Below are 13,781 nucleotides of genomic sequence, written 5' to 3'. Positions count from 1 at the left end.
GTCGCTCCCGGGCTCCTTCCTCTGGCACCCGGATCGCCAGAGGTGGCGGGTGTGAGTGCGCTGCCGCCCCATAAGCAAAAGCCCGGCACGATGGCCGGGCTCTGCGTGAACGATACGGTCGCCAGGGCTCAGAAGAACGCCTGGATGCCGGTCTGGGCGCGGCCGAGGATCAGCGCGTGGACGTCGTGGGCGCCCTCATAGGTGTTGACCGTCTCGAGGTTCACCATGTGGCGGATGACGTGATACTCGGCCGAGATGCCGTTGCCGCCGTGCATGTCGCGGGCCATGCGGGCGATGTCGAGCGCCTTGCCGCAATTGTTGCGCTTCATCAGCGAGATGGCCTGGGGCGCGAAGTTGTGGTCCTCCATCAGCCGGCCGAGGCGCAGCACGCCGTGCAGGCCGAGGGTGATCTCGGTCTGCATGTCGGCGAGCTTCTTCTGCACCAGCTGTGTGGCGGCCAGCGGCCGGCCAAACTGCTTGCGGTCGAGCGTGTACTGGCGGGCACGGTGCCAGCAATCCTCGGCCGCACCCATGGTGCCCCAGGCGATGCCGTAGCGGGCGCGGTTGAGGCAGCCGAAGGGGCCGGACAGGCCCTTCGCATTGGGCAGCATGTTCTCGGCCGGGACGAAGACGTCGTCGAGGACGATCTCGCCGGTGATCGATGCGCGCAGGCTGACCTTGCCCTCGATCTTCGGGGTGGTGAAGCCCTTCATGCCGCGTTCGACGATGAAGCCGCGGATGGCCTCGTCGGTCTTGGCCCAGACCACCGCCACATCCGAGATGGGCGAATTGGTGATCCACATCTTCGAGCCCTTGAGGATGTAGCCGCCGTCGACCTTGACCGCGCGGGTCTTCATGCCGGCGGGATCCGAACCGGCATCGGGCTCGGTCAGGCCGAAGCAGCCGACCCACTCGCCCGAGGCGAGCTTCGGCAGGTACTTCCTGCGCTGCTCTTCCGAGCCATAGGCATGGATCGGGTACATCACGAGCGAGGACTGGACCGAACAGGCCGAGCGATAGCCGGAATCGACCCGCTCCACTTCGCGGGCGATGAGGCCGTAGGAGACATAGCCGAGGTCGGCGCCGCCATATTCGGCGGGCAGCGTCGAGCCGAGCAGGCCGAGCTCGCCCATCTCGGTCATGATCTCGCGGTCGAAGCGCTCGTCGAGGAAGGCCGAGGTGACGCGCGGCAGCAGCTTCTCCTGGCAATAGGTGCGGGCGGTTTCCTGCACCATGCGTTCTTCTTCCGTCAGCAGACCGTCGAGGTTCAGCGGGTCTTCCCAGTTGAATTCCTCGTTGTCCTTCACGTAGGAGCCCGAAGCGGGGGTGAGCGCGGCGACGGCCATGGCAATGATCCTTCAAGCGAATGATGGGGCTGTCTTAGGCCAAAGCCGGCACAGCGCCAAGCACATGATCGTCATATCCCGCCTGCCGCCGATGCGGGATTCGGCATGGTCGCGAGGCGTGCCAGCGGCGAGGCGATGGACACCAGGGCCGATGCGGCAAAGGCCGCGGCGACGAGCCCCAGCGCCGCCTCCAGGCCGAAAGCCTGCGCCACGCCGCCCCCGGCGAGAGCCCCGAGCGGGCGGACGCCGTAGATCGCCACCTGGATGGTGGCCGTGACCCGTCCCATCAGCGCCGGCGGGGTGACGATCTGGCGGACGGAGGTCTGCATGACCAGCCAGAGCATGGGGCCGAAGCCGATGAGGCCGAAGGCGAGGGCAGCCATGGCGATGCCGCCCGTGATGGGTGAAAGGGCCATCAGCACGGCGCCGAGAGCAGACGAGAGCGGCCCGAACAGCAGCACGGCGCGCGGCTGCACCCGCGCGAAGATGAAGGGCGCTGCCGCCGCACCGGCGATCATGCCGAGGCCGTTGATCCCCTGGGCGAGGCCCGCCCCCGCCGCATCGGTGCCCAGCCGCGACAGCGCGAAGGGCACGAAGACGGCGAGCAGGGCGACGAAGGCGAAGTTCCAGAAGATGGCGCAGAGCCCGATCGCCCTGAGCAGGGGATCGGCGACGACAAAGCGAGCGCCCTCGGCGATGGCTGCGAGGACGGGAGGTCTTGCGGCCGGCGCCGGCATGGCTTCGAAACGCAGCGTCGCCGCGCAGGCGAGGGCCGCGAATGCCAGGAACGCGGCCAGGGGATAGCCGGCGAGGGGCGACACGCGGGTGGCGAGGAACCCGACCACGAGGGGTGCGGCGGTGCTGGCGAGGGCACGTGCCAGTTCGATGCGCGCATTGGCCCGCGGCAGCGCCGCCAAGGGTACGACCTGCGGCACCAGCCCGATCTGGACGAGGACGAAGGTCACCGTGCCGGACGCGGCGAGAAAGGCGGCCGCACCCAGCAGAACCCCCTGGTCGAAGGCTGCTGCCGCCAGCGCTGCGAGCGATCCCGCGAGGCTGATCGCGAGCGCTGTGAGCAGCACCGCGCGGCGCGGCAGGCGGTCGACGAGCACGCCGGCGGGGAGCGAGACGAGAAGCCAGGCGGCGGTCTGCGCCGCCACCAGCGCGCCGACAAGGCCGGGGCCAGCGCCGAGCACCAGGACGGCGGTGATGGGCAGCGCCGCCAGCGCGATCTGGTCGGCGGCCTGGACGAGGCCGGCCGTGGCGAGGAGCCGGGGGAAAAGGGTCGGGGGCGGGACGTCGCGGGGTTCGGTCACGGGGCGTTCTCCATGACCCTTCGTGACAGGGGCGGATACCGCCCGACACCCGATCTCTCCGCCCGTTCTCTGCGATCGGTGCCGATGCGGCGGCGCCGTCACCCGATCAGTTCGAACCGGTCGACGTCGACCAGGCCGCGGTCGCTGATCTTCAGGTGCGGGATCACCGGCAGCGGCAGGAAGGCCACCTGCAGGAAGGGCTCGGCCAGCACCACCCCGAGGCCCGTCGCAGCAGTCCGCAGGTCCTTCAGCGGCTGGATCAGCTCCTCGAACGCCCTGTCGCTCATCAGGCCGGCGATGGGCAGCGCGAGCTCGGCGAGGACGCGGCCACCCTCGACCACGACGAAGCCGCCGCGGATCGCGACGAGCCGGTTGACGGCCGTCGCCATGTCGGCGTCGTCGACCCCGACCACGCAGACATTGTGGCTGTCGTGCCCGACCGAGGAAGCGATCGCCCCGCGCTTCAGGCCGAAGCCGTGGACGAAGCCGCGGCCGATATTGTCATTGATACCGTGGCGGGCGACGACCGCGACCTTCACCGCATCCTGGTCGAGGTCGGGCTGCATGGCGCCGTCGACGACCGGCAGGTCGAGGGTGAGGTGCGCGGTGATGATCTTGCCGGGGATGACGCCGATGACATGAGCGGTGGCGCCGCTCGCCGGTACCTGGAAATCCTCCGCCGAAACCCGCCGCGCCTTCATGCTGTCGAGCCCGACGGGGGGGACCGGCGCGCGGCCGGCATAGGCCTCCGGCCCGACCAGCACGCCGCCGGCGATGACGTCGGAGACGGCGCAGACCTCGAGATCGTCGATCAGCACGATGTCGGCGCGCTTGCCCGGCGCGATCAGGCCGCGATCGCTCAGACCGAAAGCGGTGGCGGCGGTCAGCGAGGCCGAGCGATAGGCGGCCAGCGGCGGCACGCCGAGACGGATGGCGGTCCGGATGAGGAAGTCGAGATGGCCCTCCTCGGCGATGTCGAGGGGGTTGCGATCATCGGTGCAGAAGGCGAGGAAGGGCGAGGTCGCCACCGTCAGCAGCGGCGCGAGGGCATGCAGGTCTTTCGACACCGAGCCCTCGCGGATCAGCACGGTCATGCCCTTCTGGATCTTTTCGAGCGCCTCGTCGGACGTGGTCGTCTCGTGGTCGGTGCGGATGCCGGCGGCGATGTAGCCGTTGAGGTCGAACCCGCCGAGCAGCGGCGCATGGCCGTCGATATGGCGGTCCGAGAAGGCGGCGAGCTTGCCGAGGCAGCCGGGATCGGCATGGATCACGCCGGGAAAGTTCATGAACTCGGCGAGGCCTATCACCTTGGGATGGTCGCGCCGGGCGACGAGATCGGCGACGTCGAGCCGCCCGCCGGCCGTCTCAAGGTGCGTCGCGGGAACGCAGGACGACAGCTGCACGCGCAGGTCCATGACCGTGCGGCTCGCCCCTTCCAGCATGTAGTCGAGGGCGGCGGGTCCCAGCACATTGGCGATCTCGTGCGGATCGCAGATGGCCGTGGTGACGCCGTGGCGCGTCACGCAGCGATCGAACTCCATCGGCGTGACCAGCGAACTCTCGACATGGAGATGGGTGTCGATGAAGCCGGGAACCGCGATGCGGCCGCGTCCGTCGATCTCGCGGGCGCCGCGATAGCCGCCATAGGTGCCGACGATGGTGTCGCCGCAGATGGCGATGTCGGTGACGAAGAGATTGCCGGTGACGAGGTCGAAGAGCCGGACGTTCTTCACCACGAGGTCGGCCTCGCCGGCGCCGCGTCCCTGGCCGATGCGCCGGGCGATGAGATCGGGGGTGAGGCGGGTCATGGTCATGGTGCTACCCCGCCGCCCGTCGGAGGACGGTCGGTCGACCGGCGCCGGAGGATGTCGGAAGGGGCGTCAGGACGGCGTGGATCATGTCGGATGATCCCACGCCGCCGCCGATTTGTCAGGCCACCCGCGCGAACTGGAAGTTGCGGCCCGGTGCCGCCTCGAACAGCGCCCGCGTATATTCGTGCTGGGGCGCGGCGAAGATGTCGGCGGTCTTGCCGTGTTCGACGACGACGCCGTTCTGCATCACCGCGATGCGGTCGCAGATCTGCGCCGCGACCCTGAGGTCATGGGTGATGAAGAGCACGGCGAGGTCGAACTTCTTGCGCACGTCGTCGAGGAGATCGAGAACCTGCGCCTGGACCGAGACGTCGAGGGCCGAGACCGCCTCGTCGGCGATCAGGATCTCCGGCTCCATCGCCAGCGCCCGGGCGATGCAGATGCGCTGGCGCTGGCCGCCCGAGAACTGGTGCGGATAGCGGTCGAGGGCATCGGGCGACAGTCCCACGAGGTTCATCAGGTCGCGCGACTTGGCGATGGCGGCAGCCTCGCTCATGCCGAAATTCATCGGCCCCTCGATGATCGAGGCCCCGACCGACCGGCGCGGGTTGAGCGAGCGGTAGGGATCTTGGAAGACGATCTGGCAGTGCTTGCGGTGCGGCCGGAGCTGGCGCTCGGGGAGGTTGGCGATGTCGATGTTGCTGACGACGATGCCGCCGGAGGTCGGCTGGATCAGCCGGGCTATGCAGCGGGCGACGGTCGACTTGCCCGAACCCGATTCGCCGACGATGCCGAGCGTCTCGCCGCGCCGGACGCGGATCTCGACATCGGATGCTGCACGCACCTCGCGCTTCTTCTGGAAGAAGCCGCCGCCTCCATAGACCTTGCAGAGCTTGACGGTTTCCAGCGCCAGCGCACCGGTCCGCTCCTCGCGCACCGGTGGGGTGAGGGTGGGCACCGCGTTGATCAGCATCTTGGTATAGGGATGCTGCGGGTTCTTCAGCACTTCCATGGCGGTGCCGGTCTCGACGACCTTGCCGCGCTGCATGACGACGACACGGTGGGCGATCTCGGCGACGACGCCGAAGTCATGGGTGATGAAGAGCACGCCGGTGCCGCGGCGCTCCTGCATTTCCGCGATGAGCTTGAGGATCTGCGCCTGCGTCGTCACGTCGAGGGCCGTGGTCGGCTCGTCGGCGATCAGCAACACGGGGTCGAGCACCAGGGCCTGGGCGATCATGATGCGCTGGCGCTGGCCGCCGGAAAGCTGGTGCGGATAGGCGTCGAACAGCTTGGTCGGATCGGGCAGGCGCACCGATTCCATCACCGCCAGCACCTTCTCCTTGCGCTCGGCGGCACCGAGGTCGGTGTGGATCTGCAGCACCTCGTCGATCTGCGCGCCGCAGGTGACGACAGGATTGAGTGCCGTCATCGGCTCCTGGAAGATCATCGACATGCGCGTGCCGCGCAGGGCCCTGAGGCGGCTCGATGTCGCCTGCAGGACATCCTCGCCCTCCAGCAGGATTTCCCCGTCGGTGGCCTTCAGCTGGCCCTTGGGCAGCAGCCCCATCACCGCATGGGAGGAGACGGACTTGCCCGAGCCGGATTCACCGACCACGCAGACGATCTCGCCGGGATAGACGGCGAAGGAGACGTTCTCCACCGCGTTCTTGCGGTCGGCGCCCTTCGGCAGTTCGACGGTGAGGTTCCGGATGTCGAGGATAGGGGCGCTCATCCGCGCTTCTCCATTTTCGGATCGAGCGTGTCGCGAAGCCCGTCGCCCAGCATGTTCACGGCGAGAACCGTGAGGGCGAGGAAGATGCCCGGATAAAGGATGTTGTGCGGGAAGATGCGGAAGAGCTGTCGCCCCTCGGCCATGATGTTGCCCCAGGTCGGGATATCCGGCGGGATGCCGATGCCGAGGAAGGACAGGATGGCCTCGACCAGGATGGCGGAGGCGCAGATGAAGGTGCCCTGGACGATCAGCGGCGCCACGGTGTTCGGCAGGATGTGGCGGACGACGAGCTTCACCGTCGGCGTTCCGGAGACCACCGCGGCCTCGACATAGGGCTCCTCTCGCACCGAGAGCACGACCGAGCGCACGAGACGCACGACGCGTGGAACCTCCGGCACGACGATGGCGATGATGACCGACACGATGCCGGCTCGGGACAGCGAGACCACGGCGATGGCGAGCAGGATGGCTGGAATCGCCATCAACCCGTCCATGATCCGCATGATGATGCCGTCGAGCCAGCGGATATAGCCGGCGATCATGCCGACGACGAGGCCGATGCTCACCGACAGCAGCGCCACGGCGACACCGATGAAGATCGAGACCCGGGCGCCGTAGACGACGCGCGAGAACACGTCACGGCCGAGCGTGTCGGTGCCCATGTAGTGCGTCACCGTCACCCGCGTCCCGTCGTCGAGGCGCATGGTGCTGGTCGCCATCGGCACGCGGTTGCGTGCGCCGGGATTGATGGCGGAGGGGTCGGAGGTGGCGATCAGCGGCGCGATCAGGCCGATGAACATCATGACCAGGACGATGGCGAGGCCGATGACCACGCTGGGGCTGCGGAACAGCTTGCGCCAGACCGTCGGCTTGGCGGGGGCGGCGATCGGCGCGTCAGCGCTCGCGATCGGCTCGGAGGAGGCGGGGGCGGTCAATAGCGGATCCTCGGATCGAAGATCGTATAGGACAGGTCAACCAGCAGGTTGATCATGACATAGACGAAGGAAAAGGCGAGGATGATCGCCTGTATGACGGGGAAGTCACGGGCGAGCACGGCATCGACCGTGAGACGGCCGAGCCCCGGGATCGAATAGACGCTCTCTGTGACGACGACGCCGCCGATCAGCAGGGCGACGCCGATGCCCACGACGGTGACGATCGGCACGGCGGCGTTCTTCAGCGCATGCTGGAACAGCACCTTCATTTCCGTCTGCCCCTTGGCGCGGGCCGTGCGGATGTAGTCCTCCGAGAGGACCTCCAGCACGCTGGTGCGGGTCATGCGGGCGATCAGCGCGATATAGATGACCGAGAGGGTGACGGCCGGCAGGACCAGGCTGCGGAACCACGGGCCGAGGCCGTTGCCGATGCGCTGATAACCCTGCACCGGGAACCAGCCGAGCTGGATGGCGAAGATATAGACGAGCAGGTAGCCGATCACGAAGACCGGCACCGAAAAGCCGATCACCGAGAAGCCCATGACGACGCGGTCGATCCAGGTGCCCTGCCTGTAGGCGGCGAGCACGCCGAGCGGAATGGCGACGGCGACGGCGAGCACGATGGTCAGGAAGGCGAGCGACAGCGTCGGCTCGATGCGTTCCGAGATCAGTTCGAACACGGTCTTGCGGAAAAAGAAGCTCTCGCCGAGATCGCCGCGCATCAGGCCGCCGAGCCAGATGAAGAACTGCTGCAGGATGGGCTGTTCGAGGCCCAGCTTGGTGCGGATGTCGAGGATCTGCTGCGTCGTGGCGTTGTCGCCGGCGATGATCGCGGCGGGATCGCCCGGCGTCAGCCGCAGCATCAGGAACACCATCACGGCGACGGTGAACAATACAGGGACGGTCGCCGCTAGGCGTCGGAGAATATAGGAAATCATTGGACCTTAGGCCTGACTGCAATGAGAAGGCGGCGGCCGGAACGGGTCCGGCCGCCGATCGTCAGAATCTCACGCGCCGCGGCCCTTCTCCATGTTCCAGAACACCGGAGCCGGTGCCTCGAGCCAGCCGGAGATGTTGCCGCGGTGGGCGCCTGGCGAGTACCACTGACCCAGATGGACGTGGGTCGGGGCTTCCGACACGCGGCGCTGGATCGCCTCGGCGATCTGCTTCTGCTCGGCCGCCGTGTTGGCGCGGGCGAAGCGGGCACGCAGCGTCTCGATCTCCGGGTCGGTCGGCCAGCCGAAGGCCGCCCGGTCGCCGGAAGCGTTGAAGAAGCCGGCCATGACCGGGTTGAGGATGTCGGCGGCCACCCATGAGGTGAGCATGGCGCTCCAGCCGCCCTGGGTCGGCGGATCGCGCTTCACGCGGCGGGCGACGACCGTCTGCCAGTCCATGGACTGCATGTCGACGACGAAGCCGGCGCGCTCGAGAAGCGACTTGGCGACCGGTGCGAGGTTGGTGAGCACCTGCAGGTCGGTGGAGTGCAGGAGCACGACCGGCTCGCGGTTGTAGCCGGCTTCCTGGAGGAGCTGGCGCGCCTTGGCGAAGTTCGATTCCAGCTTGTCTTCCATGCCGGCCATCGTCTCCAGCGGCGAGCCGCAGACGAACATGGCCTTGCAGACCTTGTAATATTCCGGGTCGCCGATGGTCGCCTTCAGGAAGTCCTCCTGGTTCAGCGCATAGAGCACCGCCTGGCGGATCTTCGGATTGTTGAAGGGCGCCGTCGTGTGGTTGAAGCGCATCGTGTACTGGTTGCCCAGCACGTTCCAGTTGAACAGCTTGATGTTCCTGTCGGCCTTCAGCAGCGGCAGCAGATCGTGGCTCGGCGCTTCGATGAGGTCGATCTCGCCGGCCTGCAGGGCGTTGACGGCCTGCTGCTGGTCGGTGATGACGCGCCACTCGACGCGGTCGACCTTGGCAACCTTGCCGCCGGCGAGGCCCGATGCGGGCTCGGAACGCGGCTTGTAGCCGGCGAATTTCGTGTAGACGGCCCGGTCACCCGGCTTCCACTCGTCACGCATGAACACGAACGGACCCGAGCCGATGAACTCGGTGATCTGGGTGTTCGGATCGGTCTCCGCGACGCGCTTCGGCATCATGAAGGGCACGTTCGAGGACGGCTTGCCGAGGGCGAAGATGAGGAGGCCGGTGGCTTCCTTCAGCTTGATCTCGAAGGTCTTGGCGTCCTTGGCCTCCATCGAGCCGATGAAGCCCATGACGGTCTGGCCGAGCGGGTCGCGGGCGGCCCAGCGGCGGATCGAGGGAATGATGTCGGCGCTCGTGACGGGCTGGTTGTCGTGCCACATCAGGCCGTCGCGCAGCGTGAACGTATAGGTCAGCTTGTCGTCGCTGACGGTATACTTGTCGACCATCTGCGGCTGCACCTCGCCCTTGGCATCGAGGGCGAACAGCGTGTCGTAGATCATGTAGCCGTAGTTGCGGACGATATAGGCAGTCGTCCAGATCGGATCGATGATGCGCAGATCCGAGTGCATCACGACGCGCAGCACATTGGCCGAGCCCTGGGCGGAGGCGCCCGTGGAACTCGCCAGCGCGCCGGCGGCGGCGGCGCCGGCCATCACGGTGCGGCGGGACAATTTGACGGATTTCATGATCACTCTCCCCTGGAACTTCGCAACCGGGTCCGATCCCTGTTCGACCCCTGGCCGCGAGAAGACTGGATCAGACGATGCTTGATCCGAGGGTGTCAATCCCGAAGCGCAGGCAACTGTCGCGCAAATTCCGGGCAGCCGGCTGAGACTTAGGCGCGCGTATGCGACATCGGGACGCGTGCCGGGGGACGTTCCGACTCGAAGGCCCGCATCGCCCTTAGCACGAGGGCCTCCTGGCGCTTCCAGCCGACGATCTGCAGGCCGATCGGCAGCCCGTCGCCGTCGAGGCCGCAGGGCACCGTTCCTGCCGGCTGCTGCGTGACATTGAACGGCGGCGTATAGGGGCACCAGTCCGTCCAGAGCGGGCCCCACTGGTCCTGGCCGGCGAACCCGGCCGGCGGCAGGTCGGCGCCGAGCGGGATGGCGCCGGTCGGCATGGTCGGCGTGATCAACAGGTCGTAGCGGGTGAAGAATTCCGCCATGGCGATGACGGTCCTGGTGCGGCGGTAGAGCAGGGCGTCGATGAGCTGGGCAGCCGAGAAGCGCGCCCCCGTTTCGGCGCAGCCGACGAGGCCGGGGTCCATCGCCTGGCGCTGGGCCTCGGAGAAGGAGGACAGCGCCAGCGCCGCGCCGGCGTTCCAGATGTCCCAGGCGATGGGGGCGGGGTCCTCGATCGGCGGATCCACCTCCTCGACGACGGCGCCCATGGACGCGAAGGTCGCGGCGGCGGCGGCCACCGCCCGCTCCACCTGCGGATCGAGCTTCTTCACGAATCCGAGGCGCGGCGAATAGGCGATGCGCAGGCCGCGCACGCCCTCGTCGAGGCCGATCCGGTAGTCCGGAGCCGGAGTGTTCCAGGCCATCGGATCGCGGGCATCGGGACCGGACAGGATGGTAAGGAGGGCCGCCACCTCCCTGACGTCGCGGGCGATCGGGCCGAGATGGGCGAGCTCGCCCATGACCGAGATCGGATAGGCCGGCACCCGCCCATAGGTCGCCTTGATGCCGGCGACGCCGCAGAAGGCGGCGGGAATGCGGATGGAGCCGAGACCGTCGGAGCCGAGGTGGAAGCGGCCGATGCCGAGGGCGGCCGCGGCGGCGCCCCCCGAGGTCGAGCCGCCGGCGGTGCGCTCGCGGTTCCAGGGGTTGCGCGTATGGCCGGTGAGCGGCGAGGTGGACAGGCCGATCCAGCCGAATTCCGGCATGGTCGTGGTGCCGAGGATGACGAGGCCCGCCTCCTTGCAGCGCGCCGTGACCGGCGCATCGAAGGTCGCGGGATCGCGTGAGACGGCTTTCGAGCCCTTGAGGGACGGCCAGCCAGCCACCGCCATATTGTCCTTCACGGTGACGCCGATGCCGTCCACCGGACTGAGCGGCTCGCCCTTCGCCCAGCGCGCTTCTGATTCACGGGCCCATGCGAGCGTCCGCTCGCGGTCGATCAGGGCGAAGGCGTTGATGCTCGCCTGGCTCGCCTCGGCGCGGTCGAGGGCGTCGTTGGCGGCCTCGACGGGCGACAGCGTCCGCCGCCGGAAGGCATCGGCGAGGGCGAAGGCATCGAGTTCCGAGATGGCGGTGGAATAGATGGTCATGGAGGCGCTCCCGCCGCAGAAGCTGCCACGACCGGCCCCGTCACAGTAAGGGGGTGCAGAGGCCATGTGGCATGCAGACCGTCATGCCGGCCGCCGCCGCCTCCTGCGCAAGGCCTTGATCTCGGCGATCCGCGCCGCGTCCTCCACCTGCAGGTGGCGACCCCGCTCCATGATCTCGACCGTGTATTCGGCGTAGGTCAGCCCCAGCCTGTCGGCCTTCGCCATGCGGAACAACATGACCTCCCGCGGCACGCTCTTCCAGGCGGCCCGGTGCGCTCGCTGCCAGTGCAGGAACACATGCGGGTCGCCCTTGCCCCAGGGCGGACCCTCATAATCCTCGATCGGCGGGCCGCCGTTATGCCGCGGCGCGAGGTCCGGCGGAGCGGCAGCGGCGCCATGGGTGGAGGTCCTCCTGAGACGCATGGCGGTCATCCATTCTTACGTGATGGACCATAATTCCATCATCATGGAATACGCGCAAGCATCAGTCTCGCGGCGACAGCCGGCCTTCGATCCGGACCGCGCGATGGTGTAGGCAGGGATGGTGGGAGTAGCCGCAGGTGCGGCCACCCCGCCGAGGGCAGCGTGTCATGGCGGCGGACAATTGGGGCGATCGCGCCCGCATCGGCCTTTTCGTGGTCGGCCGTGAAGTGGTGCCCGAGGCCGAGTGGTGGGCCATGCGGCCCGACGGCGTCTCGGTCCATGCCGCGCGCGTCACGGCGGCCTCGCCCTGGGCGCCCTGGAACGCCGATCGCGGCGGCGCGACCCTTACCCCCGATCTCGCACGCGGCTGCCGCGATTTCGCGGCGATCGCCGTCGATGTCGCGGTCCTCGCCCATTCCTCCAGCAGCTTCGTTGGCGGCCCCGGCTGGGACGAGGCGGCGGTGGCGGCTCTCGCCGAACACCTGCCGGCGGGAACGACCGCCACCACCAACGGGCTCGACATCCGCCTGGCGCTGGCGGCTCTCGGCGCGAAGCGTCCCTTCCTGATCATGCCGGCCTGGATGAGCGATGGCATCATCGCGGCGGCTGTCGGCTACTACGCGGCCTTCGGGCTCGCCGTCCCCCATGCCTGGCGCTACCGTCCTTTGGCGAAATGGCAGGCGGTGGCGCCGGACGGACTCTACGCGGCCGGCATGGCGACCGATCAGGAGACCGTCCTGCTGTTCGAGCAGATCGTCGCGGAATGCCCGCCCGACGCCGATTCCATTCTGCTGGCCGGCACCGGACTGCGCTGCGTCTCCATCATCGCGGCACTGGAGCAGGCCCTCGGCCGGCCCGTCGTTACCGCCAACCAGGCGAGCCTGTGGCACGCCCTTAAGGTGACCGGCGTGGAGGCCCGTCGCGACGGCTACGGGATCCTCCTGCGCGGCTGATGGCGCAGGCGACTGATCGCAACAGCTACCTCCGGCGTAAGCTGTGGCACAGAGTGAAACCGGGGTTTCGGACATGCAGAAGCATTGGGCGGTCGTCGGGGCGGGGATCGCAGGGATTGCCGCCGCGCGCCGCCTCGTCGCGGCGGGCTACCGCGTCACCGTCCTCGACAAGAGTCGCGGCATCGGTGGACGCATGGCGACGCGCCGCGCCGGGGATTTCCAGTTCGACCACGGCGCCCAGTTCTTCACCGCCCGGGGCGCGGCCTTCTCCGACGCCGTCGCCGCACTGGTGGCGAGCGGGCAGGCGGCGTTCTGGGGAGAACAGGGCTATGTCGGCACCCCCGGCATGAGCTCTTTCGCCAAGGGTCTCGCGGCCGGCCTGACCCTGGTCGGCAACCAGGAGATCACGGCGCTGCGCCGCGGCCCGCAGGGCTGGACCCTGTCGACGGCGGAAGGGTCGGCGACCGTCGACGGCAACGGCGCCTTCGACGGCGTCGTCATTGCCGTGCCGGCGCCGCAGGCCGTGCCGCTGGCGACGAGCGCCGGCATCGACTGGCCGGGCCTCGCCCGCGTCCGCTATGCACCCTGCTGTGCACTGATGCTGGCCTTCGCGGCGGGATCGGTTGAGATGGGCGCGAGCCTGCGCCCCGTCGGCGACGTAGCCATCGGCTGGATCGCCCGCGACGACACCAAGCCCGGCCGCCCCGCCGGGTGGGAAACCCTCGTCGTCCACGCGACGCCGGACTGGTCCAGGGCCCATCTGGAGATGCCGCCGGAGGCGATCGCCGTCCTGCTGCTCCAGGCCTTCCGCGCCCTCACCGGCACCACCGCCGAGCCCGTCCATGCCGTCGCCCAACGCTGGCGCTACGCCCTCGTCGAGGAGGCCCTGGGCGAGCCCTTCCTGTGGGAGGCGGCGCACCGCATCGGCGCCTGCGGCGACGGGTGCATCGGCGCGCGGGTCGAGGCGGCCTTCGACAGTGGCGACCAGCTCGGTGCCGCCATCGTGGCGATGGAGGTGTGAGCGCCGCGGCGGGCCGTTGACCCGCAGGCCCCGGCACCGG

The 13,781-nt window shown here is 68.6% G+C and carries 11 protein-coding genes; 2 read left to right on the top strand and 9 right to left on the bottom strand.

What is annotated here, in order from left to right; all coding sequences use genetic code 11:
- Positions 1–128: 128 nt before the first annotated feature.
- From Q8O26_RS00745 to Q8O26_RS00705, 9 genes are all read right to left on the bottom strand, one after another.
- On the bottom strand, positions 129–1,346 hold the full coding sequence (locus tag Q8O26_RS00745; protein WP_305572496.1) for an acyl-CoA dehydrogenase: 1,218 nt from the start codon (positions 1,344–1,346) through the stop codon (positions 129–131).
- Positions 1,347–1,417: 71 nt separating this feature from the next.
- On the bottom strand, positions 1,418–2,662 hold the full coding sequence (locus tag Q8O26_RS00740) for an MFS transporter (RefSeq protein WP_305572495.1): 1,245 nt from the start codon (positions 2,660–2,662) through the stop codon (positions 1,418–1,420).
- Between the two features lie 98 nt (positions 2,663–2,760).
- Positions 2,761–4,470: an adenine deaminase gene (gene ade, locus Q8O26_RS00735; RefSeq protein ID WP_305572539.1), complete on the bottom strand. Its 1,710-nt coding sequence runs from the start codon at positions 4,468–4,470 to the stop codon at positions 2,761–2,763.
- A gap of 121 nt (positions 4,471–4,591) precedes the next feature.
- Positions 4,592–6,208 (bottom strand): ABC transporter ATP-binding protein, encoded by a 1,617-nt coding sequence (locus Q8O26_RS00730; RefSeq protein WP_305572493.1) that lies wholly within the window; start codon positions 6,206–6,208, stop codon positions 4,592–4,594.
- On the bottom strand, positions 6,205–7,143 hold the full coding sequence (locus tag Q8O26_RS00725) for an ABC transporter permease (protein WP_305572491.1): 939 nt from the start codon (positions 7,141–7,143) through the stop codon (positions 6,205–6,207). The genes Q8O26_RS00730 and Q8O26_RS00725 overlap by 4 nt, the downstream gene beginning before the upstream one ends.
- Positions 7,140–8,081 (bottom strand): ABC transporter permease, encoded by a 942-nt coding sequence (locus Q8O26_RS00720; RefSeq protein WP_305572489.1) that lies wholly within the window; start codon positions 8,079–8,081, stop codon positions 7,140–7,142. Before Q8O26_RS00720 ends, Q8O26_RS00725 begins: the two co-directional genes overlap by 4 nt.
- Before the next feature lie 69 nt (positions 8,082–8,150).
- The gene (locus tag Q8O26_RS00715; RefSeq protein WP_305572487.1) at positions 8,151–9,755 is read right to left on the bottom strand and encodes an ABC transporter substrate-binding protein; all 1,605 of its coding nucleotides are present in this window, start codon (positions 9,753–9,755) and stop codon (positions 8,151–8,153) included.
- Positions 9,756–9,904: 149 nt separating this feature from the next.
- Positions 9,905–11,344, bottom strand: coding sequence for an amidase (locus Q8O26_RS00710; protein ID WP_305572485.1), 1,440 nt, complete (start codon positions 11,342–11,344; stop codon positions 9,905–9,907).
- 81 nt (positions 11,345–11,425) lie between these two features.
- Positions 11,426–11,767, bottom strand: a complete 342-nt coding sequence (locus tag Q8O26_RS00705) for a hypothetical protein (protein WP_305572483.1) — start codon at positions 11,765–11,767, stop codon at positions 11,426–11,428.
- A gap of 167 nt (positions 11,768–11,934) precedes the next feature.
- On the opposite strand from Q8O26_RS00705, the gene Q8O26_RS00700 reads away from it, so the two are divergent.
- Positions 11,935–12,720 carry a hypothetical protein gene (locus tag Q8O26_RS00700; protein ID WP_305572481.1) on the top strand — a complete coding sequence of 262 codons (786 nt, stop codon included), beginning with the start codon at positions 11,935–11,937 and terminating at the stop codon, positions 12,718–12,720.
- A 73-nt stretch (positions 12,721–12,793) separates the two neighbouring features.
- A complete protein-coding gene (locus Q8O26_RS00695) occupies positions 12,794–13,741 on the top strand; it encodes an NAD(P)/FAD-dependent oxidoreductase (RefSeq protein WP_305572479.1) in 948 nt (315 codons plus the stop codon).
- The last annotated feature ends 40 nt before the right edge of the window (positions 13,742–13,781 follow it).

It is taken from the genome of Phreatobacter sp., from assembly GCF_030691135.1.
GTDB lineage: Bacteria > Pseudomonadota > Alphaproteobacteria > Rhizobiales > Phreatobacteraceae > Phreatobacter.
The sequence above is the reverse complement of the archived record's forward strand: the minus strand, read 5'-3'. Positions and strand labels throughout refer to the sequence as shown.

What these genes read in the sequence shown, in the direction of transcription:
- Q8O26_RS00745 (WP_305572496.1), bottom strand. Translation starts at nt 1,346, where the DNA reads ATGGCCGTCGCCGCGCTCACCCCCGCTTCGGGCTCCTACGTGAAGGAC.
- ade (WP_305572539.1), bottom strand. Translation starts at nt 4,470, where the DNA reads ATGACCCGCCTCACCCCCGATCTCATCGCCCGGCGCATCGGCCAGGGA.
- Q8O26_RS00730 (WP_305572493.1), bottom strand. Translation starts at nt 6,208, where the DNA reads ATGAGCGCCCCTATCCTCGACATCCGGAACCTCACCGTCGAACTGCCG.
- Q8O26_RS00720 (WP_305572489.1), bottom strand. Translation starts at nt 8,081, where the DNA reads ATGATTTCCTATATTCTCCGACGCCTAGCGGCGACCGTCCCTGTATTG.
- Q8O26_RS00715 (WP_305572487.1), bottom strand. Translation starts at nt 9,755, where the DNA reads ATGAAATCCGTCAAATTGTCCCGCCGCACCGTGATGGCCGGCGCCGCC.
- Q8O26_RS00710 (WP_305572485.1), bottom strand. Translation starts at nt 11,344, where the DNA reads ATGACCATCTATTCCACCGCCATCTCGGAACTCGATGCCTTCGCCCTC.
- Q8O26_RS00705 (WP_305572483.1), bottom strand. Translation starts at nt 11,767, where the DNA reads ATGCGTCTCAGGAGGACCTCCACCCATGGCGCCGCTGCCGCTCCGCCG.
- Q8O26_RS00700 (WP_305572481.1), top strand. Translation starts at nt 11,935, where the DNA reads ATGGCGGCGGACAATTGGGGCGATCGCGCCCGCATCGGCCTTTTCGTG.
- Q8O26_RS00695 (WP_305572479.1), top strand. Translation starts at nt 12,794, where the DNA reads ATGCAGAAGCATTGGGCGGTCGTCGGGGCGGGGATCGCAGGGATTGCC.